This is a genomic window from Hydrogenophaga sp. (assembly GCF_051858985.1).
Taxonomy (GTDB): Bacteria; Pseudomonadota; Gammaproteobacteria; order Burkholderiales; family Burkholderiaceae_C; genus Hydrogenophaga.
On the sequence record NZ_JBHYGM010000001.1, the window covers coordinates 1,022,118 to 1,047,469 of the forward strand.

The following is a 25,352-nucleotide window of genomic DNA, read 5'->3' on the forward strand; positions in this document are numbered from 1 at the left end:
CGCATGAAACGGGTTGGTATGACACAGGGAATTCAGAAGCGGATCGCGGCCGGCTGGCGGCTCATTATGGCGGGCGTGATCCTGCAGGCGTCGGCGGCTTGCGCACAGACCGCGTCCATCGGATCGGACGCCTCCTTGCTGGAGATGCGCGAAGCCTACCGGCGCAACAACACCGCACAGCTCGCGACCCTGCTGCCCCAGGTGCGCGGCCACGCGCTCGAACCGCTGGCCATGTATTGGGAGATGCGTCCTCGCCTGGAGACAGCGAGTCCGTTCGAGATTCGCGCCGCGCTGGACCGCATGGCCGGCACCTATTGGGAAGACCGGCTGCGCAACGACTGGCTGCTGGTGCTGGGCAAGGCGCGCAACTGGGCCGACTTCGAAGCCGAGCTGCCGAAGTTCCGCATGCAGGACGACCGGCAGGTGCGTTGTTATGCGCTCATGCTCGATGCCGCAGCCGGTCGCATCGAGGCCGAAGCCGCGGCGATTCAGGTGCAGGCCAACTGGCTGGCGCAACGCGAAGCCGAAGACGGGTGCGCCACCGCGGCGCAATCGCTGCTGGCCAGCGGCCACCTCAAGGCCGAGGCGGTCTGGCAACGCGCGCGCCTGGCGATGGACTCCAACCGGCCGCGCGTGGCCAGCCAGGCCGTGGCCCTGCTCGACGCCGAGCGTGCGGCCACCATGGACCAGATCGCCGGCGACCCGGCGAAATACCTCGACGAGAAGATCACCGCGATCCGCCCACGCACCAAGGAACTGGTGACGCTGGCCATCATTCGCCTGGCCGCCAGCGACCCGGCTGCTGCCGCGGTGGAGGCCGACCACGTGCGCTGGAAAACCCAGCTCACCAAGGAAGAGCGCAGCTGGATCTGGGGCGTGATCGGCAAGCGATCGGCGCAGAAGCTGCAGGCCGAGGCCCTGGCCTATTTCGCCAATGGCGAAGACGCGCTGATGCACGACGAGCACCTGGCCTGGAAAGCGCGTGCGGGCATGCGCACCGGCGCCTGGGGCCACGTGCGTGACGCCGTGGCCGCCATGAGCGAGTCTCAGCGCAACGACCCCACCTGGGTGTACTGGAAAGCGCGCGCGGTGCAGGGCCTCAAGCTGCCGGACCCGCAGGCCGCCGCCGCCCAGGCCCAGGCGCTCTACGAATCGATTGCCGCACCGCGAGGCTTCTACGAGCTGCTGGCCATGGAGGCCCTGGGCCGCCCGATCACCGTGCCGCCCGCCCCTGAGGCCCTGACGCCGGCGGAACTGGCCGCGGCGCAGTCCAACCCGGGCCTGCGCCGGGCGCTCATTGCCATGAAGCTGGGTTTGCGCAGCGAGGGCGCGCGCGAGTGGAACTACACCGTCGGGCTGCACACGCCCGGCGGCATGCCCGAGCGCGAACTGCTGGCCGCCGCCGACCTGGCCTGCCGCCACGAACTCTGGGACCGCTGCATCAACACCAGCGAGCGCACGCCGCAGGCGCTGGACCATGCGCAGCGTTTCCCCTTGCCGCACCGAGAAGCGGTGGTGCCCCGCGCGCGCGAGATCGGCCTGGACCCGGCCTACGTGTATGGCCTCATCCGACAGGAAAGCCGGTTCATCACCGACGCACGTTCCGGCGTGGGTGCCTCCGGCCTCATGCAGGTGATGCCGGCCACCGCGCGCTGGACGGCGCGCAAGATCGGCCTGACCGACTTCAGACCCGGCCAGATCAACGACCGCGACACCAACATCCTGATCGGCACCGCCTACCTCAAGTTCGCGCTGGACGATTTCGAAGGTTCGTTGCCGCTGGCCGCTGCCGCCTACAACGCCGGGCCGGGCCGATCGCGCGCGTGGCGCAACGGTCCCACGATGCCCGGCGAGGTGTGGGCAGAGAACATTCCTTTCGAGGAAACCCGCGACTACGTCAAGCGCGTGCTGGCCAACACCACCCACTACGCCGCCATCATCACCGGCCAGCCGCAGTCGCTGCGCGCGCGCCTGGGAACAGTGGGCCCCCGTCCGATCACCTCGCAGGCCATCAACGCCGAACTGCCATGACCCCGATCCGCAATGTTCTTGTGCTGGGTGGCACCGGCTTTGTCGGCCGCCATGTCTGCGAAAAGCTGCACCGCCAGGGCTGGCGCATGACCGTGCCCACGCGCCGCGCGGCCAACGCAGCCCACGTTCAACCCCTGCCGCGTGTCACGGTGATCGAGGCCAACGTGCACGACCCGGCCCAGTTGCTCGCGCTGATGGAGGGCCACGATGCGGTAGTGAACCTCGTGGCCATCCTGCACGGCAGCGAAGCGGCGTTCGAGAAGGTGCACGTCGAACTGCCCCTGGCGCTGGCCGAGGCCTGCACGTCGGCGGGCGTGCGGCGTCTGGTGCACATCAGCGCGCTGGGGGTGAGCCTGGATGCGCCTTCCCGCTATCAGCGCAGCAAGGCGCGGGGCGAAGAAGTGCTGCGCGGTGCCAGCCTCGACCTCACCATCCTGCGGCCCAGCGTCGTCTTCGGGGCCGGCGACCGATTCCTCAACCTGTTCGCCCGCATGCAGTCGGTGCTGCCCCTGGTGCCTCTGGCTGGCGCTGGCGCGCGCTTCCAGCCGGTGTGGGTGGAGGACGTGGCCAGCGCGGTCGTGGCCAGCCTGCGCGACGTGGACCTGCCCATGAGCAGCGTGGGACAGACCTTCGAATGCGCCGGCCCCGAGGTCTTCACACTGGCCGACCTGGTCCGCCTCGCCGGACGCCACGGCAGCCGCCAGCGACCGGTGCTGCCCCTGCCCGGCGTGCTGGCACGCCTGCAGGCGCGCGTCATGGAGATGTTGCCCGGCGAGCCGCTGATGAGCCGCGACAACCTCGATGCCATGTCGACGGACAACGTGGCCACCAACCAGTGGCCCGGACTGGCCTCGCTCGGCGTCGAAGCCGCGAGCGTCAGCACCATCGCCCCGACCTACCTGGGCGACCAAGGCGGGCGCAGCCGGTTGCTTGCCTACCGCCATTCGGCACGTCGTTGACGCGATTGGGGTTCGAACCCCTCAGGGTGAAGTATTTGTTTGGCACACTTCGTCGCCTCGCCAAAAGCGAGTACTTTCAACCGACAGGAGAGCCCATGACCGCCAGCCTTGTACCCTCCCCGCTCCCGACGCCGTCCCGCCCTGTCAGCGTGCTGCAGAGCCACAACGGCGTGCGCACCGAACACCAGCGCGAAGTGATCAACCGACTCAAGCGCATCGAAGGCCAGGTGCGTGGGTTGATCGAGATGGTCGACAACGCCCGGCCGTGCGAAGACGTGGCGCAACAGATGTCGGCCGCCCGCAAGGCCATGGACAAGGCCTTCTACCGCATGATCGCCTGCACGGTCATGGAAGCGGTCTCGGACTCGGCCTCGGAGGTCGAGGCTTTCCGGGAGGTCGAGCGCTCGACCCGGATTCTCGAGAAATACGCCTAGGGACCTGAAGCCCCCACGCTGCGCCGCTGCGCGGGTCGCTGCCCCCCGAGGGGGCTGGGCCCGCCTTGGGGCGGCCCGGCGGCAGGGCCTCCGCGCACTCGCTGTGCAGTGAATCAGTGGAGCCCTCGTTTGGCATCAATGCCGCGGCGGGCTCCACTAACATGCCGGGATTCAACGAGAGGAATCCCATGGCATTGCAGCTCTACATCGGCAACAAGAACTACTCCTCCTGGTCCATGCGCCCCTGGGTGCTGCTCAAGCAGGCGGGCATCGGGTTCGAGGAGGTGATGGTGCGGTTCGACTCGTTCGCCGGCGACTCTTCCTTCAAGAGCAAGCTGCGCACCGTCAACCCGCTGGGCAAGGTGCCCGTGCTGGTGGACGATGGCTTCGCCATCTGGGACACGCTGGCGATCGCCGAGTACGTCGCCGAGACATTTCCCGACAAGCGCCTGTGGCCTCAAGACCCGAAGGCCCGCGCTCGCGCCCGCAGCGTCTGTGCCGAGATGCACAGCGGCTTTGGCGCGCTGCGCAACCATTGCCCCATGAACATCGAGGCCTCGCTGCCCGACGTGGGCCGCCTCATCTGGCGCGACAAGCCCGAGGTGCGCGCCGACGTGGCACGGCTTTGCGGCATGTGGAGCGAACTGCTGGCATCCCGGCCTGAAGGCAGCCTGCTGTTTGGCGACTTCACCATCGCCGACGCGTATTTCGCACCCGTTTGCATGCGCATCAACACCTACGGCCTGCCGGTGCCCGCCGATCTGGCGGCCTATGTGGCCCGCGTGACGGCATTGCCCGGCGTGCAGGCCTGGATCCGGGATGCGCTGCAAGAACACGATTTCATCGATTTCGACGAGCCGTACCGACTGGGCCGGTGACTGCGACCCACGCCAAAGCGCTGCGCGGGTCACTGCCCCTAAACTGACTCCCATGAAAACCTACCTCGTGGGCGGCGCCGTGCGCGACGCGCTGATGGCGCGCGACGCCCAGGTGCCCGAAGCATCCCATGTGGACCGCGACTGGGTGGTGGTGGGTGCCACGCCCGAGGAGATGGTGAACCAGGGCTTCCTGCCGGTGGGCCGTGACTTTCCCGTGTTCCTGCACCCGCAGACCCGCGAGGAATACGCGCTGGCACGCACCGAGCGCAAGACCGCACCGGGTTACCACGGCTTCGCCTTCCACGCTGCACCGGGCGTCACCCTGGAAGACGACCTCGCGCGGCGCGACCTGACGATCAACGCCATGGCCGTCGCTGCCGAGCAGGCCGGCGACCCGGCGAGCGCACCGTTGATCGACCCCCACGGCGGCCTGCGCGACCTGCGCGAAGGCGTGCTGCGCCATGTCACCACCTCGTTTGCCGAGGACCCGGTCCGCATCCTTCGGGTGGCGCGCTTCGCCGCACGCTTCCCCGGTTTTGCCGTCGCTCCCGAGACCGGGTTGCTGATGCGCCAGATGGTCGAGCACGGCGAGGTCGATCACCTGGTGGCCGAGCGCGTGTGGCAGGAACTCTCTCGCGGTCTGATGGAGCAGCGGCCCAGCCGCATGTTCGAGGTGCTGCGCGGCTGCGGTGCCCTCTTGCGCCTGCTCCCTGAGGTGGACCGACTGTGGGGCGTGCCCCAGCGCGCCGAGTACCACCCCGAGGTCGACACCGGCGTGCACCTGATGATGGTGCTGGACATGAGCGCGCGGCTGGGCGCGAATCTCCCCACGCGCTTTGCCTGCCTGTGCCACGACCTGGGCAAGGGAACGACGCCCGTGGAGGCGCTGCCTCGGCACATCGGGCACGAAGCGCGCAGTGCGAAGCTGCTCAGGCAGGTGTGCGATCGCTGGCGCGTGCCGCTGGAATGCCGCGAACTCGCCGACGTGGTGGCGCGCGAGCACGGCAACATCCACCGCAGCGGCGAACTGGGCGCGGCGGCACTGGTGAGGCTGCTCGAGCGCTGCGATGCGCTGCGCAAGCCTTCCCGCTTCCACGATGTCCTGCTGGCCTGCGAGTGCGATGGGCGCGGTCGGCTGGGGCATGCCGACCTTGATTACCCCCAGCGAACCCGGCTCGCGCAGGCGCTGGCGCTGGCGCAATCGGTGGACACCGCCGTTGTTGCCGCGCAGGCCCAGGCCGAAGGCCTGACGGGACCCCGGGTGGGTGAGCGCATCCAGCGTGCCCGCGTGAAGGCACTGGCCGCAGGCATGGGCCTGGCCGCGCCAGACTGAGCGCGAAACAAAGCGCAAGTGGGGCAACAAGTCCCGCACCGCAGCGCTCGGTCAAACCCGTGCCCGTTCTAGCGCCTCGCCGCGTCTGTTACGGTATCGGCTTGATGAGCACATTACCGACATTGCTGACCGACCGCTCGGCCCTGTTCCTGGACTTTGATGGAACGCTTGCCGACCTGGCCCAACGGCCCGACTCGGTGGTGGTCCCCCTGGACCTGGCGCCCCTGCTGGACAGACTGCACGAACGGCTGAACGGCGCGCTCGCGCTGGTGACCGGCCGCGCACGCCACGACATCGAACCCATGCTCTCCCCATGGCGTTGGCCAGCGGCCTTCGAGCACGGGGCGCTGCGCGAGTCCGCCCTGGGCCTCTTCGAACAGGCCCAGCCGCTCGGCCTGGCCGCGGCGCTGGAGGCCGCGCATGCGATCGCGGCACGGCACGAGGGCCTGCTGGTCGAACACAAGCGCACGTCCATGGCCTTGCATTTCCGCCTCGCGCCCGCGCTGGAAGCGCTGTGCGTGACCACCCTGGCCTCGGCCATCGCCAGCGACCCCGAACTGCAACTGCTGCGAGGCAAGGCCGTGGTGGAGGTGAAGTCCGTGCGCGTGAGCAAGGGCAAGGCCATTGAGGCGTTCATGCAGGAGGCGCCCTTTGCCGGCCGCGAACCGGTGTTTGCCGGTGACGACGTCACCGACGAGGCCGGATTCGAAGTGGTGCAGCGGCTGGGCGGCGCGGGCATCAAGGTGGGCGATGGACCAACCTGCGCCGTTCACCGCTGCGACAACCCCGAAGCCCTGCGGAGCTGGCTTTCCGAATCGCTGCACGTCCAGACTGCCACCCCATGAAACCCGACGACATGCCCTCTGCTCCGCGCGGCTTCGCCCCGCCCGCCCCTGCTTCGCTCTCGCTCGGCGTGGTGGGCAACTGCGCATTCAGTGCGCTCGTCGATCCGCATGGCCGCGTGGTGTGGAGCTGCCTGCCGCGCTTCGATGGCGATCCGGTGTTCCATGCCCTGCTAGAAGGTGACGACGCCGAGCATCTCTGGACAAGGCATTGGCACACGGAGGTTTTCGCATGAGCCGATTGGTTGTGATCTCCAACCGCGTCGCCGATCCGCGCAAGACGGCCTCGGGCGGCCTGGCCGTCGCGCTGGGCCAGGCGCTGGAATCGTCGGGCGGACTCTGGTTCGGCTGGAGCGGCAAGGTGGTGGAAGACGGCACGCCAGGCGAAGGCGACCTGCATCTGCAACAGGCCGGCAAGGTGCAGCTCGCCACCGTGGACCTGAGCCGGGAGGACCACGACAGCTACTACCTGGGCTACAGCAACGGGGTGCTCTGGCCGGTGTTCCACTACCGGCTCGACCTGGCCGATTTCGACGCCGGCTACATCGGTGGGTACCGGCGAGTGAACCAGATGTTCGCGCACAAGCTGGCCAGCCTGCTCCAGCCCGACGACGTGATCTGGGTCCACGACTACCACCTGATCCCGCTGGCTGCCGAACTGCGCGCCATGGGCTGCAAGCAGCGCATGGGCTTCTTCCTGCACATCCCGCTGCCACCGCCGCTGATCCTCGCCGCCGTGCCGGCGCACGACTGGCTCATGCGATGCCTCTTCGCCTACGACCTGGTCGGCTTCCAGAGCGAGTCCGACGTGGCGCACTTCTCGCGTTACGTCGGCACCGAGACCTCGGCCGACATCCTGGGAGAGCACGAATTCCGCGCGTACGGCAAGACGCTGCAGGTGCAGGCCTTCCCGATCGGCATCGACGTGGACGAATTCGTCGGACTGGGCAAAGGCCGCGAGTCGCAGGACATGTTCAACCAGATGCGCACCGAGTACTCGCGCCGCCGCCTGCTGCTGGGCGTGGAGCGGCTGGACTACTCCAAGGGATTGCCGCAGCGGCTCAAGGCGTTTCGACAGTTGCTGCAGGACTACCCGGAAAACCTCGGCAGCGCGACGCTGATCCAGATCGCCGCGCCGAGCCGCGAATCCGTCGACGCCTACGCCGCGCTGAAACAGGAACTGGAAAGCCTGTGCGGCGCGATCAATGGCGACCACGGTGAGCTGGACTGGATGCCGGTGCGCTACATCCACCGCAGCGTGGCGCGCAAGCGCTTGCCCGGCCTGTACCGCGCAGCCAGCGTCGCGCTCGTCACGCCGCTGCGCGATGGCATGAACCTCGTCGCCAAGGAATTCATCGTCGCGCAGGACCCGGACGACCCCGGCGTGCTCGTGCTCTCGCGGTTTGCCGGCGCCGCCGAGCAGATGCGCGACGCCCTGCTGGTCAACCCCTACGACACCTCAGGCACCGCGCAGACCATGCAGCGCGCCATGCAGATGCCGCTGGAAGAACGCCAGCGCCGGCATCAGGCCCTGCTGGCCGGCATTCGTGAACACGACGTGCACTGGTGGCGCGAGCGCTTCCTGAACGCGCTCGCCGCCATTCCCGCTCCGTAAATCCATCCTCGCCGCGGGCGCCGGTCGCAAGGCCGGCGCCCGCTTTGCTTTCTTTTTCAGGAGACCAAGATGAACGACCAGTTTCTCGACCTCGCCACCCGATGGTGGGGCGTCTTTGGCGGTTTCGCCACGATCGCAATTCGCGTGACCGTGATCGTGCTCGCTGCCTGGGTCATCACCGGCGTGCTGCAGCGAGCGGTGCGTCGTCTCCGGGAGCGCATCTCGGCGCGCATGGACGATCGCGAGTCGGCCAAGCGCGCCGAGACCCTTGGTCGGGTCGTGCGCTACCTGATTGCCGTGGTCATCAGCCTGATCACCGCCATGCTGGTTCTGGCCGAGCTGGGCGTCTCTGTGGCGCCCATCCTGGGTGCCGCTGGCGTGGTCGGACTGGCCGTTGGCTTTGGCGCCCAGAGTCTGGTGAAGGACTATTTCACGGGCTTCTTTCTCTTGCTGGAGAACCAGATCCGCCAGGGCGACGTCGTGCAGGTCGGGAACCATTCGGGGTCGGTCGAAGAGGTCACGCTGCGCTATGTGCAATTGCGCGACTACAGCGGCAACGTGCACTACGTTCCCAACAGCACCATCACCACGGTGATCAACATGTCACGCGGCTTCAGCAATGCGGTGATGGATATCGGTGTCGCCTACCGCGAGAACGTGGACAAGGTGATGGATGTCATGCGCGAGGTGGGAGAACAGATGAGAACCGACCCGGCCTTCCTGTCCCGCATCATTGGCGATCTGGAGATTGCCGGGGTGGACAACTGGGCGGACTCGGCGGTGATCATCCGTTGCCGCATTCGCACGATGCCGCTGGAGCAGTGGGGTGTGAAACGCGAATACCTGCGCCGGCTCAAGGCGGCGTTCGACGCCCAGGGCATCGAGATTCCCTACCCGCACCTCACGGTCTACGCCGGGCAGGACCGCGAGGGCAAGGCGCCTGCGTTCCCGCTGCAGCAGTTGCAGCAGGCCCAGGAAGGCTGAGGAATCCCACGGTGGCCGTGGGATATCGGTGCGCGGGGCTGGTGCGCCCAGGCGCTGTGTGCCACCATGCGGCACACACTCCCCACCACCATGGCCGCCCGCAACCCCTTGAATCGCACGCTGGCGGAAGGCATCCGGCGGGTGGGTTTTCGCAAGTGGTACGAGCGCGAGCTGCTCTCCAGCCATGCGCACATGCTGCTGGCCCTGCTCTCGGTGGTGGCCTTGCTGGCCAGCTTCGAGGCCATCGGCGGCGGCAGCACGGGCGAGAAGATCATGGACTTTGCCTTCATCCTGATCTGTGGCGCCATTTCGCTCTGGGCGCTGCGCCGCTACCTCTATTTGCTCATGCACGCCGAAGAAATGGCCAACCAGGCCAACTGTGCGCAGTGCAAGGCGTACGGGCAGCTGCAACTGGTGGAAGCCCAGCACCGGCCCAACGCCGGCTGGGTGCCGGTTTGCTGCAAGCGCTGCGGCTTCACGTGGAAGCTCGACGACGACAACGGCTGAGCGCGACTCAGGCCACGGCGTCCAGCGCGTGCGACGCCCCGATCAGGGCTGGCGATTGCGCCGAGGTGATCACCCACACGGGAATGGCGGCCAGGTAAGCCTGGAAACGCCCCTTGGCTTCGAACCGCTCCCGAAAGGGCGAGGCGTCGAACCACGCGCCCAGCCGGGGCACGATGCCGCCCCCGACGTACACGCCGCCGCGCGCGCCCAGGATCAGCGCGAGATCGCCCGCCACCACGCCGAGCAGGGCGCAGAACATGCTCAGCGCCTCCAGGGCCTGCGGGTGGCTGCCCGCCAGCCCCGCCTCGCTCACAGCGGCGGCGCTATCCAGGCCGGCAGGGCTGGTGCGGTCGGCCTCGCACAGGAGCCCGAAGGTGTCCAGCAGGCCCGGACCGCTGAGCATGCGTTCTGCGGAAGCACGGCCATGCCGCTGATGGAAACCGTCCATCACCAGGCGTTCGCGCGGCGTGAGAGCCGGCAGCGTGACGTGTCCACCCTCACCCTGGATCGGCACCCAGCCCCCGCGGCCATCGGGCAACAGGCCCGACACGCCCAGGCCGGTGCCGGCGCCGAGCAGACCGATGGCCGCGTCCGGCTGCGCCGGCCCGCCGCCGACCTGGCGCAACTCATGGGCAGGCAGGTGGGGCAGCGCCAACGCCAGAGCGGTGAAATCGTTGAGCACCCGCAGGGTGTGCAGGCCGAACTCGGCCTTCAGCGCGGCCTGCGAGAACGACCAATGGTGGTTGGTCATGCGCACCGCGTCGCCGGTGACCGGATTGGCCATGGCAATGGCGGCGGCACCAGGCTGCCCGGCGCCCCGTTCGTCCAGGTAGCTGCGCATGGCGTGCTGCAGGCTTGGATGTTCGGCCACTCGCAACACGCGAACGTGTTCGATGGGAGCGCCAGCGCCTGCCTGCCAGGCAAAGCGTGCGTGGGTGCCACCGACGTCAGCGAGCAGGCGGGCAGAAGGCGTGGAAGAAGACATGGTGGCGATGGCTGCGGCTTGGGAAGACCACACCATACCGCGTCGCGCGCGAGCTCGTCAGGCGCTCTGGTGAGATCGCGCCCAGCGCACGATGTCGGCCGCCCCGAGGGCACCCGCCTGGCGAGCAATTTCCCGTCCGCCGACAAACAGGGCCAGCGTCGGAATGCTGCGGATCTGCAGTCGCGCACCCAGGGCCTGAGCCTCCTCCGTGTTCACCTTGACCAGTCGCATGCCCGGCTCGAGCTCGCGCGCGGCGGCTTCGAACTGGGGTGCCATGGCGCGGCACGGGCCGCACCAGGGCGCCCAGAAGTCGACCAGCACCGGCAATTGCGAACGGGCAACGTGCCGTTCAAACCCGGCCTCGTCCAGCGCCACCGGCAGGCCCGAGAACAAGGGGCGGTGGCACTTGCCACAGTCGGGCGCCTGGGACAGCGCGTCGCGGGCCACGCGGTTGGTGGTGTGGCAATGGGGGCAGACCACGTGCAGGGAATCGGTGCTCATGCGGGCTCCAGGAAGGGATTCCCATCCAGATGGCCGCCTTGCGGCGGAATTCAAGCCGGCTCAGATCACCTGCGCAATCAGGCTCGCCACGAAGCTGAGCAGGATGGTGGTGGTGACCGGCAGGAACCATTCGCGCCCGAAGGCCCTGAATCGGAAATCGCCGGGCAGCTTGCCGAAACCCAGCTTGTGCAGCAGCGGCGTGAACCAGCTGATCAGCAGCAGGGCGAGGAAGATGACGATCATCCAGCGGATCATGGTGTCACTCAGAGCCGGTGCGACCGGTCGCCAGCGGCGAAGCCCAGGGGCACCCAGCCTTCCGCGCTGGCCGCGGGTGCCAGCGCCAGCACCTTGAAGAGTTCGCCCATCTCGTGTTCGTTGAGCAGCTTCTGCATCATGGCGTTCTGGCGCACATCGGCGCCGTGCGCCCGCTCGAGCAGGCCGCAGTTGAGCAGGAAGCGGCCCTGGCTGGTGTAGCCGATCACGTCCAGCCCGGCGTCCTGCGCGGCCAGGGCCACGCCGGTGAAGTTCACATGGGCCGTGATGTCCTTCAAGCCCACGTCGACCAGCGGGTTGCCGTCGCTGCGGTGGCCCCGGTGGCACATCAGCGTGCCCATGGCGCGCTGCGGGTGGTAGTACTCGGCCTCGGGGAAACCGTAGTCCAGCAGGAAGGCCGCGCCGCGCTCAAGGCGGTCGGCCAGCGTGCGCGCGAAAGCTTCACCCTGGGGGTGGATCTCCGTGAGGTAGTCGTGATCGCCCGGCACCTCCAGGGGCGGACGCAGAGCGGTCGCACGATCGGACCACGCGATCCGGCCCTCGGCATCCCGTGCCACACCGCGCTCGTGCCACACGCCGGCCAGGCGCACCAGCAGCTGCACCGGCATGGCGTCCAGCACCTCGTTGCCCAGCACCACGCCGCTCATGCGTTCGGGCAGGGCATCGACCCAGTGCACGCGGCCTTCATGCGCAGCCAGGTTGGCGCGCTGCCGTTCGCGCAGGCTGCCGGAGAGATCGACGATGGTGTAGCGCGCCGGCGCCTGGCCCTGCACCGTCAGCGCATCCAGCACCTGTCGGGCCAGCGCGCCGCTGCCCGCGCCGAATTCCCACACCTCGTCGGTGCCGGTGGCCGCCAGCGCCTGCGCCACCTGGCGTGCCAGCGTGTGGCCGAACAACGGCGTGAGCTCGGGCGCGGTCACGAAGTCGCTGCCGTCACGGGGGAGGTGGCCAAACTTCGCCGAATCGTTGGCGTAGTAGCCCAGGCCGGGTTCGTAGAGCGCCAGGGTCATGAAGCGGTCGAACGGCAGCCAGCCGCCGGCGTGTTCGATGGCCTGTGCCACCCGCGCCAGAAGGGGGCTCGCTACACTCTCGGGTTCTGTTGCCATGGGGGTTTGCACCTCCCGGATTGTCCGTCATGTCCAGCGCTGCTCCCGCTTCCCAGGCTTCCCCGCGCACCGTGCTGGTCACTGGCGCGGGCAAGCGCCTGGGCCGGGAGATCGCGCTGACGCTGGCGCGGGCGGGCTGGAACGTGGCGGTGCACCACCGCCACTCCGCCGACGACGCGCACCAGACCGCGGCCGACTGCCAGGCCCTGAACGGCCGCGCCGACAGCGCCCATCCCTTCTTTGCCGACCTCGGCGACGAGGCGAGCGTGCGCGCCTTGCTGCCCGCCGTGACTACCCGATTCGGCCAGGTGGACGCCGTGGTCAACAGCGCCTCCACGTTCGAACACGACAGCGCCCGCAGCTTCGGCTTTGCGGCCATGGAGCAGCATTTGCGCGCCAACACCGGGGCGGCCGTGCTGCTGGCACAGGCACTGCATGCACATGTGGAAACGCGTGGCGCAGATGGCGCGGTGGTGAACCTGCTGGACCAGAAGCTCTGGAACATGAACCCGGACTTCTTCAGCTACACGCTGTCCAAGGCCGCGCTGGAGGCGGCCAACACCATGCTGGCGCTGGCACTCGCGCCGCGCGTGCGCGTGGTGGGCGTGGCACCCGGCCTCACGCTGACCAGCCACCTGCTGAGCGACGAGAAGTTCGCCGAGCTTCACCGCCAGTCGCCCCTGGGCCGCTCGTCGACGCCGCAGGACGTGGCCGCTGCGGTGGCTTTTGCGCTGGACAACCGCTCCATCACCGGCACCACGCTGCTGGTGGACGGCGGCCAGCACCTGATGCGCTTCGAGCGCGATTTTTCCCTGATGTGATGCCCATGAACGCCACCGCTGCGGGAACGCAGATCCTCACGCTCACCGGTCTGCGCTTCAACGCCAACCTGGGCATCCTGGACCACGAGAAGTCCACGCCGCAGCCGATCCAGGTGGACGCCGAACTCAACCAGGGCACGCAGCCCTTGCTGCCGCACGACGACGACATCGGCCACGTTCTGGACTACCGCAAGGTGCGCCAGATCATCATCGACGAGTGCACCGCCGAACACGTGAACCTGCTGGAGAGCCTGATCGGCAAGCTCACGCGCCGGCTCATGCAGTTGCCGGGCGTGATCGGCGTGCGCGTGAAGATCGCCAAGCTCGAGATCTTTGACGACTGTGAAGTTGCCATCCGCATGGAGAGCGGCAGCTGGTGAAGGACTCACCGTCCGCCCCAGTCGGGATCAACTGAAATTTGACAAGTTATGAATTTTTTGTAACTTTTCAAATTTCAGTAGAATCGCCCTCCATGAACCCCATCCGCAACCCCTTCGCGCCCGGCGCAGGCACGCCGCCGCCCGAACTGGCGGGCCGCGATGCGCTTCGCGAGTCGCTGCGCATCGCGCTGGAGCGCGCGCGCATCGGGCGCCCCGCCAAGAGCGCCATGCTGGTGGGGCTGCGCGGCGTGGGCAAGACGGTGCTGCTCGACCGCGTGCGGGATGACGCGGAGGCCGCCGGCATCCACACGGTGCGGCTGGAAGCGCCCGAAGGCCGTTCGCTGCCTGCGCTGCTGGCACCCCAGTTGCGGCAGGCACTGTTGCGCCTCAGCCAGACGGAAGCCGCCAAGGCGTTTGCCATCCGCGGCTTGCGCGCGCTGGCCGGCTTCGCCAGCCGTCTGAAGGTGACCTACAACGACATCGAGGTCGGGATCGACTACGAGGCCGAGCCGGGTCTCGCGGACAACGGCGATCTGGAACACGACCTGCAGGCCCTGATGGAGCAGGTCGGCCTGGCGGCGAAGGCAGCGGGCACCGCACTCGCCCTCTTCATCGACGAACTGCAATACGTGGAAGAGGCGCAACTGGCCGCGCTGATCACGTCGTTGCACCGCACCGCCCAGCGCCAGTTGCCGGTGGTGCTGGTGGGTGCGGGCCTGCCGCAGTTGCGCGGTCAGCTGGGCAACGCCAAGTCGTATGCCGAGCGGCTGTTTGATTTCCCGGAGATCGGCGCGCTGCCCAACGAGGCCGCATCGCAGGCGATTGAAAAGCCGCTGCGCGACGAAGGTGTGGAGATCACGCCGGCGGCGATCAAGGAGATCCTGCGCCTGAGCCAGGGCTATGCGTACTTCCTGCAGGCCTGGGGCAGCCACACCTGGCTGGCCGCAGACAGCAGCCCCATTGGCGTCGACGTGGTCCGCAAGGCCAGCGTGACGGCGGTGGCCGCGCTGGACGAAGGATTTTTCCGGGTGCGCTTCGACCGCTGCACGCCCAAGGAAAAGAAATACCTGCGCGCCATGGCCGCGCTGGGCGCCGGGCCTCACCGCTCGGGCGACATCGCCACCTGCCTGGACGAAAAGGTCTCTTCACTCGCCCCCACCCGCAGCTCGCTGATCACCAAGGGCATGGTCTGGAGCCCGACCCATGGCGACACGGCGTTCACCGTGCCCATGTTCGACGAATTCATGCAGCGCATCATGCCGGGTGAGACCTGGCGATAGCGGCCGGAAAAAGGAAACCGATGAACACCGAACTTGAAAACCACAAACTCGAAAAGCGCCTGTGCCGCGAGGTCGGTCGCGCGATCGTGGAATACAACATGATTGGCGAAGGCGACCGCGTGATGGTCTGCCTCTCGGGCGGCAAGGACAGCTACGGCATGCTCGACATCCTGCAGAAGCTGCAGGCGCGCGCGCCGGTGCGCTTCGAGCTCATCGTCGTCAACCTGGACCAGAAGCAACCTGGCTTTCCGGCCGACATCCTGCCCGCCTACCTCACCAAACTCGGTGTGCCGTTCCACATCGAGAACCAGGACACGTATTCCATCGTCAAGCGCGTGATCCCCGAGGGCAAGACCATGTGCAGCCTGTGCAGTCGGCTGCGCCGGGGCATCCTGTACCGCGTGGCCAGCGAACTGGGCGCCACCCGCATCGCCTTGGGCCACCACCGCGACGACATCCTGCAGACGCTGCTGCTCAACATGTTCTTCGGCGCCAAGCTCAAGGGCATGCCGCCCAAGCTGGTGAGCGACGACGGGAAGCATGTGGTGATCCGTCCCATGGCCTACGTGGCCGAGAAGGACCTCGCCCGCTGGGCCGAGATCCGCCAGTTCCCCATCATTCCCTGCACGCTGTGCGGCAGCCAGGACAACCTGCAGCGCAAGCAGGTGAGCCTGATGCTGCAGGACTGGGAAAAGAAGCACCCCGGACGGGTGGAGAACATGTTCACCGCGCTGCAGAACGTGGTGCCCAGCCACCTCATGGACCGAGCGCTGCATCCGTTTGCCCGCCTGGAGGCCACGGGCGAGCCCGACGAGCAGGGCGACAAGGCCTTCGACGACGAACCCGTCGCGCCGCCTGAGGTCGAGGCGGAACGCTTTGTAAATGTCGGGAACGCGGGCGGTGCGCGCTCGGTCATACCCATTTCGACCCAACACTGAATTCGCCCGCTTCAGGGCCTGGGAGGCTTCATGACCTGGATTCGCACCTTCATTTCCGGCCTGGCCCTGCTCGCGCTGAGCGGCTGCGCCAGTGTGTTCCTGGTGGACAACCAGGTGCAGAGTTTCGCGCGCTGGGGCGAACGCACCGGGGCGCCCCCCACCGCCGCGGCCGTGCCGCAGGCGCCGCAGGTCTACCGTTTCGACCGCCTGCCCTCGCAGCGGCAGGGGCCGGGTGCCAGCAGCCAGGACGAACTCGAGAACCTGACTGCGCTGGCACTGGCCAGGGTCGGCTGGACGCGCGCTGCCGAGGGCACGGCCGCGCCCTGGACCGTGCAGGTCACGGCGTCCACGCTGCGCCTGCCGCGCGCGCCCTGGGAAGACCCGTACGACCGATGGGGGGGCTTTGGACCGGGATTCGGCTTTCCCGGACGCGACTACTACGTGACCGGCACCGGCCAGGTGATCTTTGCGCCGCCGATGATGTTCATGCGCGTGGAGACGCCGTACTACCAGCGCCAGGTGGGCATCGTGGTGCGCCACGCTGCCAGCGGGCAGGTGGTGTACGAGACCCGGGCCGCGCACGACGGGCGCTGGCACAGCTCGAACCCGCTGTGGTCGGCCATGCTGGACGCGGCCCTGCGGGGCTTCCCCACGCCGCCCGAGGGCCTGCGCCAGGTCGACATCGAAGTGCCGCGCTGACCCCTGCTCAGGTCGAGGGCTGCTCAAGCAGCTTGCGGATCGCTTCACCCAGGGCGTCCATGCTGTCCTGCTTGCCCAGCACCTCGTGCACGCCGGCCTCCGCCGCCTCGGCCAGCAGCTTGTCATTGACGTGTCCCGAGACGATGGCCACGCGCAGGCCCGGTCGCAGGGCGTGCGCGAGATGCGCCACCTCCACGCCCGAGAGTCCGGGCATGTTCTGGTCGGTCACCACCAGGTCCACCGGCTCCTGCGGATGGGCACGCAGCCAGTCCAGCGCCGCCTCACCCGACTCGAAGGTGCTGGCCCGGTAGCCCTGCTTGCGCAGCAGTCGGCCCACCAGGAACACCAGCGCTTCGTAATCGTCGATGTAGATCACGTGCTTGCCAGGCGCGGTGGCCGGCGGCGGCGTGGACGGCGCGGGGCGCGAAGGCGTGTCGTCCGGTGCCGCGTCCGGGGCCAGGGGCAGGTACACGTCGAACCGCGCCCCTTCGCCCGGGCGGCTCTGGATCTCGATGGCGCCGCGGTGCGCCTTGACGATGCCGTGGACCACCGCCAGGCCCAGGCCAGTCCCCGCACCGGGGGCCTTGGTGGTGAAAAACGGTTCGAAGATGCGGCGCTGGGTGTCTTCGTCCATGCCCGGCCCGTTGTCGGCCACGCTCAGGCAGGCGTAGGCGCCGCTGGGCACACCACCCAGTTGCAGGGCTTTCGACGCGTCCAGGCTCACCGGGCGCAGCGCCACGGTGATGTCGCCCGCCTGCCCGTCCATGGCCTGCCAGGCGTTGGTGCACAGGTTCATCAAGACCTGCTGCATCTGTGTGGCATCGGCCAGCACCGGCAGGCTGCGGCCCGGCAGCCGCGCCACCAGCTTGATGCCGGCGGGCAGGAGCGAACGCAGCAGGCCCAGCGCTTCCTCCACCAGCGGCGTCAGGGGCTGGCGCACCATCTCCTGCGTCTGGCGACGGCTGAAGGTCAGGATCTGCTGCACCAGCTGGCGCGCGCGGATGGCCGCGCGGTTGATCTCGGTCAGGCTTTCCTGCGCCGTGTGTCCCTCGCCCACGTCCTCGCGCGCCAGCACGAGGTTGCCCAGGATGGCGGCGAGCAGGTTGTTGAAATCGTGCGCCACGCCACCAGCCAGCGTGCCGATGGCCTCCATCTTCTGGGACTCGCGCAGCTGCATCTCCAGCGCGCGCTGCTGGGCCTCGGCCAGCTTGTGCTCGGTGACGTCGGTGTGCGTGCCCACCATGCGCAGGGGACGCCCGTCCTCGTCGCGGGAAATCACCATGCCGCGCGAGAGCACCCATTTCCAGCTGCCGTCCTTGCAGCGGATGCGGTGCTCGTTGCGGTACACCGCGGCGCGGCCCTCGAAGTGGGCTGCGCGGTCGGCTCGCATCTGCGGAACATCGTCGGGATGGGTGCGGCTGTCGAATTCCGCCGAAAGGTTCTCGATGTCCGAGTCTTCGTAGCCGAACATGCGCTTGATGCCGATGGAGAAGAATTCCTCCCCGGTGACCAGGTTCCAGTCCCACACGCCATCGCCCGCACTCTCCAGCGCGAGTTTCCAGAGCGCTTCGTTGGCGTGCAGCGCGGCTTCGGCCTGCTTGCGCGCGGTGATGTCGAGCAGCACGCCCACCCGGTGCGTGCCCTCCGGTCCCACCGTCACCGCATAGGAGCGACGGTACACCCACTTCACGTTGCCATCGGGCAGCACGATGCGGAATTCGCCACCGAGGTCCACCGGTCCTTTCTGGATGTCCTGCATGTCCTGTTCAAGGATGGCCTGGTCGTCGGGATGGCGGTAGCGGGACGCGAGCAAGGGGTCGCGCATGAGGTCTTCGGGCTCGAAGCCATAGATGTCGCGCACGCCCGGGCCCACATAGTGGTATTCGCGCTGGCCGTCGGGTTTGACGAAGACCGAGAACACCATGCCCGGCACCTGCGAAGTGATCAGCCGAAGCTTCTCTTCGCTTTCGCGCAGGGCCTTCTGGCTGCGGATGCGTTCGGTGATGTCCTCCACCGTGCCCTCGTAATACAGGAGCACGCCGGCCGCATCGCGCACGGCGTGCGCGTTCTCGCTGATCCAGACCCGCTCGCGCGTCTTGTGGCGGTAGATTTCAGAGACGAAGCCGCGCACGAAGCCATCGCGCTCGAGCTGTTGCTTGAACTCGGCCCGCCGCGCCGCCTCCACGTACCACTCGATGGCGATGTCCTTCACGCCTTCGAGCAGATCGGCCTCGCTCGCATAGCCGTTGAGCGCCACCAGGGCCTGGTTGGCGCGAATCATGTGCCCGTCGGCGGAGCTCCGATACGCCCCGATCGGCAGAAAATTGAAAAGGGTGGAAAAATCCCCGTCGGGCGGCGATGGCGTCATGCAGCGAATTGTGTCGCATCCCCTGCCCTGCCGACCCGCTAAAGTCGCCGCTGTCCGACCCCTCCCCGAAAGTTTGCCTTGCAGATCACCCGCATCCTGGCCGTGCGCCACGGTGAAACCGCCTGGAACCGCGACACGCGCATCCAGGGCCACACCGACATTGCGCTCAACGAGCGTGGCCGCTGGCAGGCGGAACGGCTGGGCCACGCGCTCAAGGACGAGCCGATTGCCGCGATCTACGCCAGCGACCTGGGCCGCGCCTTCGAGACCGCCCAGGCGGTCGGCCGTGTCAAGGGACTGCCGGTGATTCCACACACCGGCCTGCGCGAGCGGCATTTCGGCCAGTTCGAAGGCCACACCTGGGCCGACCTGGAACAGCGCTGGCCCACCGAAGCGCTGGCCTGGCGCAAGCGCATGCCCGACTTCGCGCCCGCAGGCGGGGAGTCCCTGCACCAGTTGCAATTGCGGGTGATCCCCACGGTGCTCGCCCTGGCCGCGCGCCACCCCGGCGAACAGGTGCTGATGGTGGCGCACGGTGGCGTGCTGGACATGCTGTACCGCGCTGCCACGCGGCTGGAGCTTCAGGCGCCGCGCAGCTGGGAACTGCCGAACACCGGCATCAACCGCCTGCTCTGGTCACCCGAGGGGCTAAGCCTGGTGGGCTGGGGCGACACCCAGCACCTGCAGGTCGAAACAGGAAACCCGCTCGATGAACACAGCGCCTGACCACGTTTCGCGCTGGGACCGCGCGCGGGCCTGGATCGGCCAGGGCGTGGCCGTGGTCGACACGCCGTCGCTGGTGATCGACCTCGACGCCATGGACCGCAACCTGGCCCGCATGGCGGCCTTCGCGGGGGAACGCGGTCTGCGCCTGCGGCCGCACGCCAAGATGCACAAGAGCGCCGAGCTGGCGCGCCTGCAGGTGGCGCATGGCGCGGTGGGCGTGTGCGTGCAGAAGACCGACGAGGCGCTGGCGCTGGCGCACGCGGGCGCGCACGACGTGCTCATCACCAACGAAGTGATCGCACCGCACAAGCTGCGTCGGCTCGCGCAAGCCGTTCGCGACCTGCCGACGCGGTTCGGGCTGGTGGTCGACAGCGAACTCGGCGTCGCGCGGCTGGCCGACGCGCTCACCGATGCGGGCGTGCGCGGCGAGCACCGCATCGACGTGTACATCGAGATCGACGTGGGCCATGGCCGTTGCGGCGTGCCCCCGGGCGAAGCCGCCGTGGTGCTGGCGCACAGCATCCTGGCCAACCCGGTGCTGCACTTCGCTGGCCTGCAGGCCTACCATGGCGCCGCGCAGCACCGCCGCAACCCGGCCGAGCGCGCCCAGGCCATTGGCGAGGCCGCCTGGACGGCCGCCCTGGCGCGGGAGCGGCTGCAGGCCGGCGGCTTCTCGGTGCCCCTGATCACCGGCGCCGGCACGGGCACCTTCGTGCTGGAAGCGTCCAGCCGCGTGTGGGGGGAACTGCAGGCGGGTTCCTACCTGTTCATGGATGCCGACTACGCGCTGAACGAACCCGCACCCCAGGCGCCCGTGTTCGAGCACGCGCTCTTCGTCAAGAGCCAGGTCATGAGCCGCAGCGCCCAGCACGCCGTGTGCGACGCCGGCCACAAGAGCCACGCCATCGACAGCGGACTGCCCGCCGTGTGGTTTCCCGGCGGCCTGGCCTTTGCCAACGGCGGCGACGAGCACGGCCTGCTGCGCGCCTTCGGCCCCGGCGCCACGCTACCCGAGCTCGGCGAGACGGTGTGGCTCGTGCCCGGGCACTGCGATCCCACGGTCAACCTGCACGATTTCATGGTGGGCGTGCGCGGCGGTCTCGCCGCCGGGCACGTGGAACGCATCGTCGCCGTGGACGCGCGCGGTCACGGCTGGTAGATCTGGGCGTCCAGTCCGAGCGCCTGGATGCGCTCGGCCGCGGCGTCGACCTCCGCCCGGCTGGTGAACGGGCCCACGCGCACCCGGGTGCGCGTTCCCCTGGGCATTTCCACCGTCTGCGTGAAGGCCGGCAACCCAGCTTCCAGCAGGCGGACCAGGGCCTTCTCCGCGTTCACCGGGTCGGCAAACAGCCCGACGTTGATGCCGAATGCCCGGGCCGAGGCGGCGCCAGCGGGTTCAGCGGGCGCCGCCTTGGGCACCACCGGCGCCAGGATCGGCGGCGGCACCTCCACCAGGAGTTCGGAAGCCGAAGGCTCGACGCGCACTTCGGGCGGCAGGGTGACTTCCACCGGCACGGGCCCGGAAGCCGCAGGCGCAACGGGTTCGGTCGCCACACTGGCCGCGGGTTCTGACGACGCTGCCGGGGCCGGTGGCACGGCGGGCTCCTGCGGCACGGCATCGGGTGCGGCGGGCTCGCTGAGCGCGGAGGGCGCGCTGTCGGGCGTCGGCGTGCGCGACCACGCCAGGTACCCGACCACCAGCGCGATGATCAGCAAGCCGTTGAGCGCGACCAGGCTCCAGAGCCTGCGCCGGGTGCTGGCCTGCTGTGCCAGTGCGTCGCAGGCTTCCCGCACGGTGCGGGCTTCGCGCACGGCCCGCGTCATGCGGCGACGGGTGTCGGCGTGCAGCCAGGCGTTGCCATAGGCTCCGGGTATGGCAATGCACAAGGCCAGCAAGGCGCCGAGCACGCCCCATTCCACTGCCGGTGGCCAGTGCAGGAAACGGCGCGCCACACCCAGGATGAGAAGCGCCAGCCCTTCGGCGCACGCCACGTAGACCAGGGCGGCCAGCCACACCTGGCGAAACGCCAGCCAGTTGAGCGTGACGAGGCCGGCGGCCCAGTTCCACGACGGGCTGGCGCGCCCGGCCTCGTCGAAACGGGCAAACAGCGTCAGGTAGTGCGCCGTGTTCACCGGGCCAAGGGCGGCGCGGTACAGCGCGGTGGTGGCGCTCTCCGGGGCGATCGCGGCGGGCTGCGAGGGGGCGGACATGCCCGATTCTGGCATGGGGCATGCGGGTTGTTGCCAGCCTCGCACCACCGCGAATCTGGCCACAATGCGCGCATGCCACGCCGCAGGACACGCCCCCCATGAGCCCGAGCCAGATCATCGTGCTGGCCACGCCGGTCTTCTTTGCCCTGATCGCGGTGGAATACGCCATCGGCATCAAGCGCCAGCGCAACACCTACCGGCTCGACGATGCGATCAGCAGCATCGGCCTGGGCATGCTCAGCCAGATCAGCGCGGTGTTCACCCGGCTGCTGCGCGTGGGCATCTACACCGCCGTCTATTCAACCGTGGCGATCTGGCCCGACCACCCGTTCTGGACCACCTGGGCGGGCTGGCTGCTGGCCCTGGTCTTCTACGACTTCTGCTACTACTGGCTGCACCGCGCGGGGCACGAAACCGCCGTGTTCTGGGCCGCGCACGTGGTGCACCATCAGAGCCAGGACTACAACCTCTCCACCGCGCTGCGCCAGACCAGCTCGGGCGCCCTGCTGGGCTGGGTGTTCTACCTGCCGATGGCGGTGGCTGGTGTGCCGCCGCTGGTGTTCGGCGTGGTCGCGCTCATCGACCTGCTCTACCAGTTCTGGGTGCACACCGAGCAGGTGGGCAAGCTCGGCTGGTTCGACCGCTGGTTCTGCAGCCCGTCCAACCACCGCGTGCACCACGCCGTGAACGACCGCTACCTCGACCGCAACTACGGCGGCATCCTCATCGTCTGGGACCGCCTCTTCGGCAGTTTCAAGGAAGAGGACGAGAAGTGCGTGTATGGCACGCGCAAGCCTCTGAACAGCTGGGACCCGCTCTGGGCCAACGGCGAGGTGTACTGGGGCTTGCTCAAGGATTCGTGGCACACGCGAAGCTGGGCCGACAAGCTGCGCGTGTGGCTCAAGCCGCCGGGCTGGCGACCCGCCGACGTGGCCGAGCGCTTCCCGTCCCCGGCATTCGACCTGGCAGCGGTGCAGCGCTACGCGCCGCCCATGGCGCGAAGCGTGCAGGTGTTTTCCGCGGCGCAGTTCGCGCTGTTGCTCGGCGGCGTGGCCGGTTTCCTGTGGTTCGCCGACGGCTGGCCTCTTGCGCGCAGCGCGGTGGTGTTTGCCGTGCTGCTGGTGTCCCTGTGGGCCATCGGTGCGGTGATGCAGGGCCGCATCGGCATGGGCGAGGCGCTGCTGATCGAGTGCGGGGCCCTTTCCATGGCCTGCGCTGCGCTGGGCTGGGTGGAGCTGCACCGCGTGTTCAAGCCGCTGGCCATGCTGGTGGCGATGGCGGTGGTGCTCCAGGCCCGCCCGCGTGGCATGCGCTGGCTGCTGGCCGCACTCGCCGCCTCGCTGGCCGGCGACGTCTTCCTCATGTTCCCGGGGTACTTCATCCCCGGGCTGGTGGCTTTCCTGCTCGCCCATTTGGCCTACATCGCCCTGTTCCGCCAGGACGCCGGCTGGCTGCCCAGCCGCAGCGCGCTGCTGGTGGTGAGCACCGTCGCCGGCGCGATGTACGCGGTGCTGTGGTTCGGGGGCCTGCCAGAAGGCTTGCGCGGCCCCGTCGCCGCCTATGTGGTGGCCATCGCCGTGATGGCGGCGCAGGCCGTGGGGCGCGCCACCGTGCTTCGCCACAAGCCGTCGGTGCTGGTCGCCGTAGGCGCGGTGTGCTTCATGCTCAGCGACACCCTGCTGGCCATCAACCGCTTCGTGACGCCGCTGCCCATGTCGCAGGTCTGGGTGCTGGGGACGTACTACGCGGCGCAGTGCCTGATCGTGGCCGGCATGCTGCGCAGCCACGCGATTTCAGCAGGTCAGCCGACTTCACGCGTCCACGCCGTCACGGCTTGACGGCCTTGCCCGCCTGGCGCTGCTGCAGGCGCGCACGAACAGCCTCCAGCTGCGTCCTCAGGGAGGCCATGCGCCCATCGGCGTGCGCTGCGTCGATGCGCCCCTGGTGCTTGTCCACTTCCAGGGTCATCAGTTCCACGGTAATGGCGTACAGCGTCTGAAGGTCACCCAGGCCGGGCAGCGATTCCGCGGGGCCGATGGCCAGCAGGGTGCGGTGGATGTCGCGGTAGGCGGGTATGTGGCGCTGTGTCATCGCCTCCAGCAGCTGCGCCTCGCTCATGCGTCCCGCCTGCACGGCCTTGGCGTCCTGTTGCAAGGCCGATTCGGCCGCGCTGATGCGGGGCAGTATCTGGTTCATCGCGCTGCTCGCGCCAAAGAGCATCCGGTGGTCCACGCCCGGCTTGGCCTGCCAGACCAGCCCCACCACGGCGAGTGCGACCGCGAGCGTCGCCAACCACTGCCGCGAGCGACGCTGGGCGGCGCTGGCCTGCTCGTCCACCATCTCGATCAGCACCCATGCCATGGCTGCCCCGGCGAGCAGGCCACCCACGTGAGCGGCGTTGTCGATGCCTTGCTTGCCAAAGCCCTGGACCAGCGCAAACACGACGAACAGGCCCTGGCTGGTCAGGAGCTGCTGCAGCTTGCCCTTGGGCAGGCGCTCCTTGTGCTGGACCACACCCACCAGCAAGGCACCCAGCACGCCGAACACCGCGCCAGAGGCGCCCACCGACACCGACTGCAACGCCGAAAAATGCAGGCTCAGCGCACTGCCGGCCAGCGCAGAGCCCAGATAGATCATGAGGAACTGGCCATTGCCGAACCAGCGGCAGACCTGCCCGCCCGCGACCCACAGCGCGTAGAGGTTGAGCAGCAGGTGCATCACGCCGCCGTGCAGCGCGGTGGCGGTGATCAGTCGCCAGTACTCGCCGTCGCGCACCACGGCCGAAGCGGAATTGGCGCCCCACGCGAACAGCTCGGCCGACGCCGGCTTGACAGGGCTCATGCCATCGAGGAGGTTGAGCAGCCACACACCGATGTTGATCGCGGTCACGGCGTAGAGCGCCCAGGGCACGGGCGTGAGGGCACGCAGGCGCGCCTCGAAAGCTTCGTCCGACCGGAGCGCTTCCAGCCCTTTGCCGGCAGCGGCCAGCGCCTGCACCGTCGCGTGTTGCCCGAAAGCCTGCATCAGCGCGTCCACCGCCCGCTTGCGGTCGGCCGCACGCAGGAGCCCCAGCGGAATGCCGCGCTTCGTGCCCGAATTCAACCAGCGACGGGTGGGTGCCCTGGAAGCGGCGCCTTCATGCAGGACCACCTGAATGGACTGCTGGCCCTGGATGGACTGGATCTCGATGTCCTCCACGTCGCTCCAGGGCACGGTGTGCCCCTTGAACATGTAGGCGCCAATGCCATTTGGCCCCACGACCAGCACAGGTTCGCGTGTGAAGACATTTCGGAGCACGAGCCAGGAAATCGCCCCAAAGAACAGGCCTCCCAGGATCAAACCCCACCCGCGCGGCGCGGCCAGCCCGGCCATCACGCTGCCCGCAGCCAGCAGTGCCATGAGCCCCGCCAGCCACACCATCGCGCCGCCACGGGCCGCGCGAAACACCTGGGTACCGTCTGCACCGACTTCCATGTTTTCC

Annotated in this window: 24 protein-coding genes and 1 pseudogene; 18 read left to right on the forward strand and 7 right to left on the reverse strand. The window is 68.6% G+C overall.

Going from position 1 to position 25,352, the window contains the following annotated elements; translation table 11 throughout:
• Positions 1-18 precede the first annotated feature (18 nt).
• The 10 genes and pseudogenes from ACTIEY_RS05045 to ACTIEY_RS05090 all read left to right on the forward strand — a co-directional run bounded on the left by ACTIEY_RS05045 (position 19) and on the right by ACTIEY_RS05090 (position 9,583).
• Positions 19-2,031 carry a transglycosylase SLT domain-containing protein gene (locus ACTIEY_RS05045; protein ID WP_439517995.1) on the forward strand — a complete coding sequence of 671 codons (2,013 nt, stop codon included), beginning with the start codon at positions 19-21 and terminating at the stop codon, positions 2,029-2,031.
• Positions 2,032-2,036: 5 nt separating this feature from the next.
• Complete coding sequence (locus ACTIEY_RS05050; RefSeq protein WP_439518277.1) at positions 2,037-2,990, forward strand: complex I NDUFA9 subunit family protein; 954 nt, start codon at positions 2,037-2,039, stop codon at positions 2,988-2,990.
• 95 nt (positions 2,991-3,085) lie between these two features.
• On the forward strand, positions 3,086-3,424 hold the full coding sequence (locus ACTIEY_RS05055; RefSeq protein WP_439517996.1) for a metal-sensitive transcriptional regulator: 339 nt from the start codon (positions 3,086-3,088) through the stop codon (positions 3,422-3,424).
• A 188-nt stretch (positions 3,425-3,612) separates the two neighbouring features.
• On the forward strand, positions 3,613-4,302 hold the full coding sequence (locus tag ACTIEY_RS05060; RefSeq protein ID WP_439517997.1) for a glutathione S-transferase family protein: 690 nt from the start codon (positions 3,613-3,615) through the stop codon (positions 4,300-4,302).
• A 52-nt stretch (positions 4,303-4,354) separates the two neighbouring features.
• Positions 4,355-5,635, forward strand: coding sequence for a multifunctional CCA addition/repair protein (locus ACTIEY_RS05065; RefSeq protein ID WP_439517998.1), 1,281 nt, complete (start codon positions 4,355-4,357; stop codon positions 5,633-5,635).
• Between the two features lie 104 nt (positions 5,636-5,739).
• Positions 5,740-6,480: a trehalose-phosphatase gene (otsB, locus tag ACTIEY_RS05070; RefSeq protein WP_439517999.1), complete on the forward strand. Its 741-nt coding sequence runs from the start codon at positions 5,740-5,742 to the stop codon at positions 6,478-6,480.
• Positions 6,477-6,683 (forward strand): annotated as a pseudogene (locus ACTIEY_RS05075) (trehalase-like domain-containing protein); the annotation flags it as partial. The gene otsB and the pseudogene ACTIEY_RS05075, both read left to right, overlap by 4 nt.
• 26 nt (positions 6,684-6,709) lie before the next feature.
• Positions 6,710-8,092: an alpha,alpha-trehalose-phosphate synthase (UDP-forming) gene (gene otsA / locus ACTIEY_RS05080; RefSeq protein WP_439518000.1), complete on the forward strand. Its 1,383-nt coding sequence runs from the start codon at positions 6,710-6,712 to the stop codon at positions 8,090-8,092.
• A gap of 69 nt (positions 8,093-8,161) precedes the next feature.
• Positions 8,162-9,076 carry a mechanosensitive ion channel family protein gene (locus tag ACTIEY_RS05085; RefSeq protein ID WP_439518001.1) on the forward strand — a complete coding sequence of 305 codons (915 nt, stop codon included), beginning with the start codon at positions 8,162-8,164 and terminating at the stop codon, positions 9,074-9,076.
• Between the two features lie 90 nt (positions 9,077-9,166).
• A complete protein-coding gene (locus tag ACTIEY_RS05090) occupies positions 9,167-9,583 on the forward strand; it encodes a hypothetical protein (protein WP_439518002.1) in 417 nt (138 codons plus the stop codon).
• A 7-nt stretch (positions 9,584-9,590) separates the two neighbouring features.
• Here ACTIEY_RS05090 and glk read toward each other — a convergent pair whose 3' ends face one another.
• The 4 genes from glk to ACTIEY_RS05110 are packed head-to-tail and all read right to left on the reverse strand — an operon-like array spanning position 9,591 to position 12,448.
• Positions 9,591-10,568, reverse strand: coding sequence for a glucokinase (gene glk, locus ACTIEY_RS05095; protein ID WP_439518003.1), 978 nt, complete (start codon positions 10,566-10,568; stop codon positions 9,591-9,593).
• 57 nt (positions 10,569-10,625) lie between these two features.
• Positions 10,626-11,069: a thioredoxin TrxC gene (gene trxC, locus ACTIEY_RS05100; RefSeq protein ID WP_439518004.1), complete on the reverse strand. Its 444-nt coding sequence runs from the start codon at positions 11,067-11,069 to the stop codon at positions 10,626-10,628.
• Positions 11,070-11,129: 60 nt separating this feature from the next.
• Positions 11,130-11,324 (reverse strand): DUF2905 domain-containing protein, encoded by a 195-nt coding sequence (locus ACTIEY_RS05105; RefSeq protein WP_439518005.1) that lies wholly within the window; start codon positions 11,322-11,324, stop codon positions 11,130-11,132.
• An 8-nt stretch (positions 11,325-11,332) separates the two neighbouring features.
• Positions 11,333-12,448: a class I SAM-dependent methyltransferase gene (locus tag ACTIEY_RS05110; RefSeq protein ID WP_439518006.1), complete on the reverse strand. Its 1,116-nt coding sequence runs from the start codon at positions 12,446-12,448 to the stop codon at positions 11,333-11,335.
• Between the two features lie 29 nt (positions 12,449-12,477).
• On the opposite strand from ACTIEY_RS05110, the gene ACTIEY_RS05115 reads away from it, so the two are divergent.
• From ACTIEY_RS05115 to ACTIEY_RS05135, 5 genes are all read left to right on the forward strand, one after another.
• Positions 12,478-13,269, forward strand: a complete 792-nt coding sequence (locus ACTIEY_RS05115) for an SDR family oxidoreductase (RefSeq protein ID WP_439518007.1) — start codon at positions 12,478-12,480, stop codon at positions 13,267-13,269.
• A gap of 5 nt (positions 13,270-13,274) precedes the next feature.
• Positions 13,275-13,649 carry a dihydroneopterin aldolase gene (locus ACTIEY_RS05120; protein ID WP_439518008.1) on the forward strand — a complete coding sequence of 125 codons (375 nt, stop codon included), beginning with the start codon at positions 13,275-13,277 and terminating at the stop codon, positions 13,647-13,649.
• Positions 13,650-13,741: 92 nt separating this feature from the next.
• Positions 13,742-14,929 (forward strand): ATP-binding protein, encoded by a 1,188-nt coding sequence (locus tag ACTIEY_RS05125; protein WP_439518009.1) that lies wholly within the window; start codon positions 13,742-13,744, stop codon positions 14,927-14,929.
• A gap of 20 nt (positions 14,930-14,949) precedes the next feature.
• The gene (ttcA, locus tag ACTIEY_RS05130) at positions 14,950-15,867 is read left to right on the forward strand and encodes a tRNA 2-thiocytidine(32) synthetase TtcA (protein ID WP_439518010.1); all 918 of its coding nucleotides are present in this window, start codon (positions 14,950-14,952) and stop codon (positions 15,865-15,867) included.
• A 30-nt stretch (positions 15,868-15,897) separates the two neighbouring features.
• Positions 15,898-16,566 carry a DUF4136 domain-containing protein gene (locus ACTIEY_RS05135; RefSeq protein WP_439518011.1) on the forward strand — a complete coding sequence of 223 codons (669 nt, stop codon included), beginning with the start codon at positions 15,898-15,900 and terminating at the stop codon, positions 16,564-16,566.
• Between the two features lie 7 nt (positions 16,567-16,573).
• Here the strand turns inward: ACTIEY_RS05135 and ACTIEY_RS05140 are convergent, their stop codons facing one another.
• Positions 16,574-18,934: a hybrid sensor histidine kinase/response regulator gene (locus tag ACTIEY_RS05140; protein WP_439518012.1), complete on the reverse strand. Its 2,361-nt coding sequence runs from the start codon at positions 18,932-18,934 to the stop codon at positions 16,574-16,576.
• A 78-nt stretch (positions 18,935-19,012) separates the two neighbouring features.
• Between ACTIEY_RS05140 and ACTIEY_RS05145 the strand changes: the two genes are divergently transcribed.
• Both ACTIEY_RS05145 and ACTIEY_RS05150 read left to right on the forward strand, forming a co-directional pair.
• On the forward strand, positions 19,013-19,660 hold the full coding sequence (locus ACTIEY_RS05145; RefSeq protein WP_439518013.1) for a histidine phosphatase family protein: 648 nt from the start codon (positions 19,013-19,015) through the stop codon (positions 19,658-19,660).
• Complete coding sequence (locus tag ACTIEY_RS05150) at positions 19,644-20,819, forward strand: DSD1 family PLP-dependent enzyme (protein WP_439518014.1); 1,176 nt, start codon at positions 19,644-19,646, stop codon at positions 20,817-20,819. The genes ACTIEY_RS05145 and ACTIEY_RS05150 overlap by 17 nt, the downstream gene beginning before the upstream one ends.
• Here the strand turns inward: ACTIEY_RS05150 and ACTIEY_RS05155 are convergent.
• Positions 20,807-21,871: an SPOR domain-containing protein gene (locus tag ACTIEY_RS05155; protein WP_439518015.1), complete on the reverse strand. Its 1,065-nt coding sequence runs from the start codon at positions 21,869-21,871 to the stop codon at positions 20,807-20,809. The genes ACTIEY_RS05150 and ACTIEY_RS05155 overlap by 13 nt on opposite strands.
• Positions 21,872-21,969: 98 nt before the next feature.
• Here ACTIEY_RS05155 and ACTIEY_RS05160 point away from each other — a divergent pair, with 98 nt between their 5' ends.
• Entirely contained in the window at positions 21,970-23,709 is a 1,740-nt protein-coding gene (locus tag ACTIEY_RS05160) for a lysoplasmalogenase family protein (protein WP_439518016.1), read from the forward strand.
• Here the strand turns inward: ACTIEY_RS05160 and ACTIEY_RS05165 are convergent.
• Positions 23,699-25,345, reverse strand: a complete 1,647-nt coding sequence (locus tag ACTIEY_RS05165) for a rhomboid family intramembrane serine protease (RefSeq protein ID WP_439518017.1) — start codon at positions 25,343-25,345, stop codon at positions 23,699-23,701. The two genes, ACTIEY_RS05160 and ACTIEY_RS05165, sit on opposite strands and share 11 nt — an antisense overlap.
• Between the last annotated feature and the right edge of the window lie 7 nt (positions 25,346-25,352).

Excerpts from the sequence above, each read along its gene's own strand:
- ACTIEY_RS05085 (WP_439518001.1), top strand. The coding sequence starts at position 8,162 with ATGAACGACCAGTTTCTCGACCTCGCCACCCGATGGTGGGGCGTCTTT.
- ttcA (WP_439518010.1), top strand. The coding sequence starts at position 14,950 with ATGAACACCGAACTTGAAAACCACAAACTCGAAAAGCGCCTGTGCCGC.
- ACTIEY_RS05125 (WP_439518009.1), top strand. The coding sequence starts at position 13,742 with ATGAACCCCATCCGCAACCCCTTCGCGCCCGGCGCAGGCACGCCGCCG.
- ACTIEY_RS05115 (WP_439518007.1), top strand. The coding sequence starts at position 12,478 with ATGTCCAGCGCTGCTCCCGCTTCCCAGGCTTCCCCGCGCACCGTGCTG.
- ACTIEY_RS05065 (WP_439517998.1), top strand. The coding sequence starts at position 4,355 with ATGAAAACCTACCTCGTGGGCGGCGCCGTGCGCGACGCGCTGATGGCG.
- ACTIEY_RS05120 (WP_439518008.1), top strand. The coding sequence starts at position 13,275 with ATGAACGCCACCGCTGCGGGAACGCAGATCCTCACGCTCACCGGTCTG.
- ACTIEY_RS05165 (WP_439518017.1), bottom strand. The coding sequence starts at position 25,345 with ATGGAAGTCGGTGCAGACGGTACCCAGGTGTTTCGCGCGGCCCGTGGC.
- glk (WP_439518003.1), bottom strand. The coding sequence starts at position 10,568 with ATGTCTTCTTCCACGCCTTCTGCCCGCCTGCTCGCTGACGTCGGTGGC.
- ACTIEY_RS05105 (WP_439518005.1), bottom strand. The coding sequence starts at position 11,324 with ATGATCCGCTGGATGATCGTCATCTTCCTCGCCCTGCTGCTGATCAGC.
- otsA (WP_439518000.1), top strand. The coding sequence starts at position 6,710 with ATGAGCCGATTGGTTGTGATCTCCAACCGCGTCGCCGATCCGCGCAAG.
- ACTIEY_RS05060 (WP_439517997.1), top strand. The coding sequence starts at position 3,613 with ATGGCATTGCAGCTCTACATCGGCAACAAGAACTACTCCTCCTGGTCC.
- ACTIEY_RS05090 (WP_439518002.1), top strand. The coding sequence starts at position 9,167 with ATGGCCGCCCGCAACCCCTTGAATCGCACGCTGGCGGAAGGCATCCGG.
- ACTIEY_RS05160 (WP_439518016.1), top strand. The coding sequence starts at position 21,970 with ATGAGCCCGAGCCAGATCATCGTGCTGGCCACGCCGGTCTTCTTTGCC.
- ACTIEY_RS05135 (WP_439518011.1), top strand. The coding sequence starts at position 15,898 with ATGACCTGGATTCGCACCTTCATTTCCGGCCTGGCCCTGCTCGCGCTG.
- ACTIEY_RS05150 (WP_439518014.1), top strand. The coding sequence starts at position 19,644 with ATGAACACAGCGCCTGACCACGTTTCGCGCTGGGACCGCGCGCGGGCC.
- trxC (WP_439518004.1), bottom strand. The coding sequence starts at position 11,069 with ATGAGCACCGATTCCCTGCACGTGGTCTGCCCCCATTGCCACACCACC.
- ACTIEY_RS05045 (WP_439517995.1), top strand. The coding sequence starts at position 19 with ATGACACAGGGAATTCAGAAGCGGATCGCGGCCGGCTGGCGGCTCATT.
- ACTIEY_RS05110 (WP_439518006.1), bottom strand. The coding sequence starts at position 12,448 with ATGGCAACAGAACCCGAGAGTGTAGCGAGCCCCCTTCTGGCGCGGGTG.
- ACTIEY_RS05055 (WP_439517996.1), top strand. The coding sequence starts at position 3,086 with ATGACCGCCAGCCTTGTACCCTCCCCGCTCCCGACGCCGTCCCGCCCT.
- ACTIEY_RS05140 (WP_439518012.1), bottom strand. The coding sequence starts at position 18,934 with ATGACGCCATCGCCGCCCGACGGGGATTTTTCCACCCTTTTCAATTTT.
- otsB (WP_439517999.1), top strand. The coding sequence starts at position 5,740 with ATGAGCACATTACCGACATTGCTGACCGACCGCTCGGCCCTGTTCCTG.
- ACTIEY_RS05155 (WP_439518015.1), bottom strand. The coding sequence starts at position 21,871 with ATGTCCGCCCCCTCGCAGCCCGCCGCGATCGCCCCGGAGAGCGCCACC.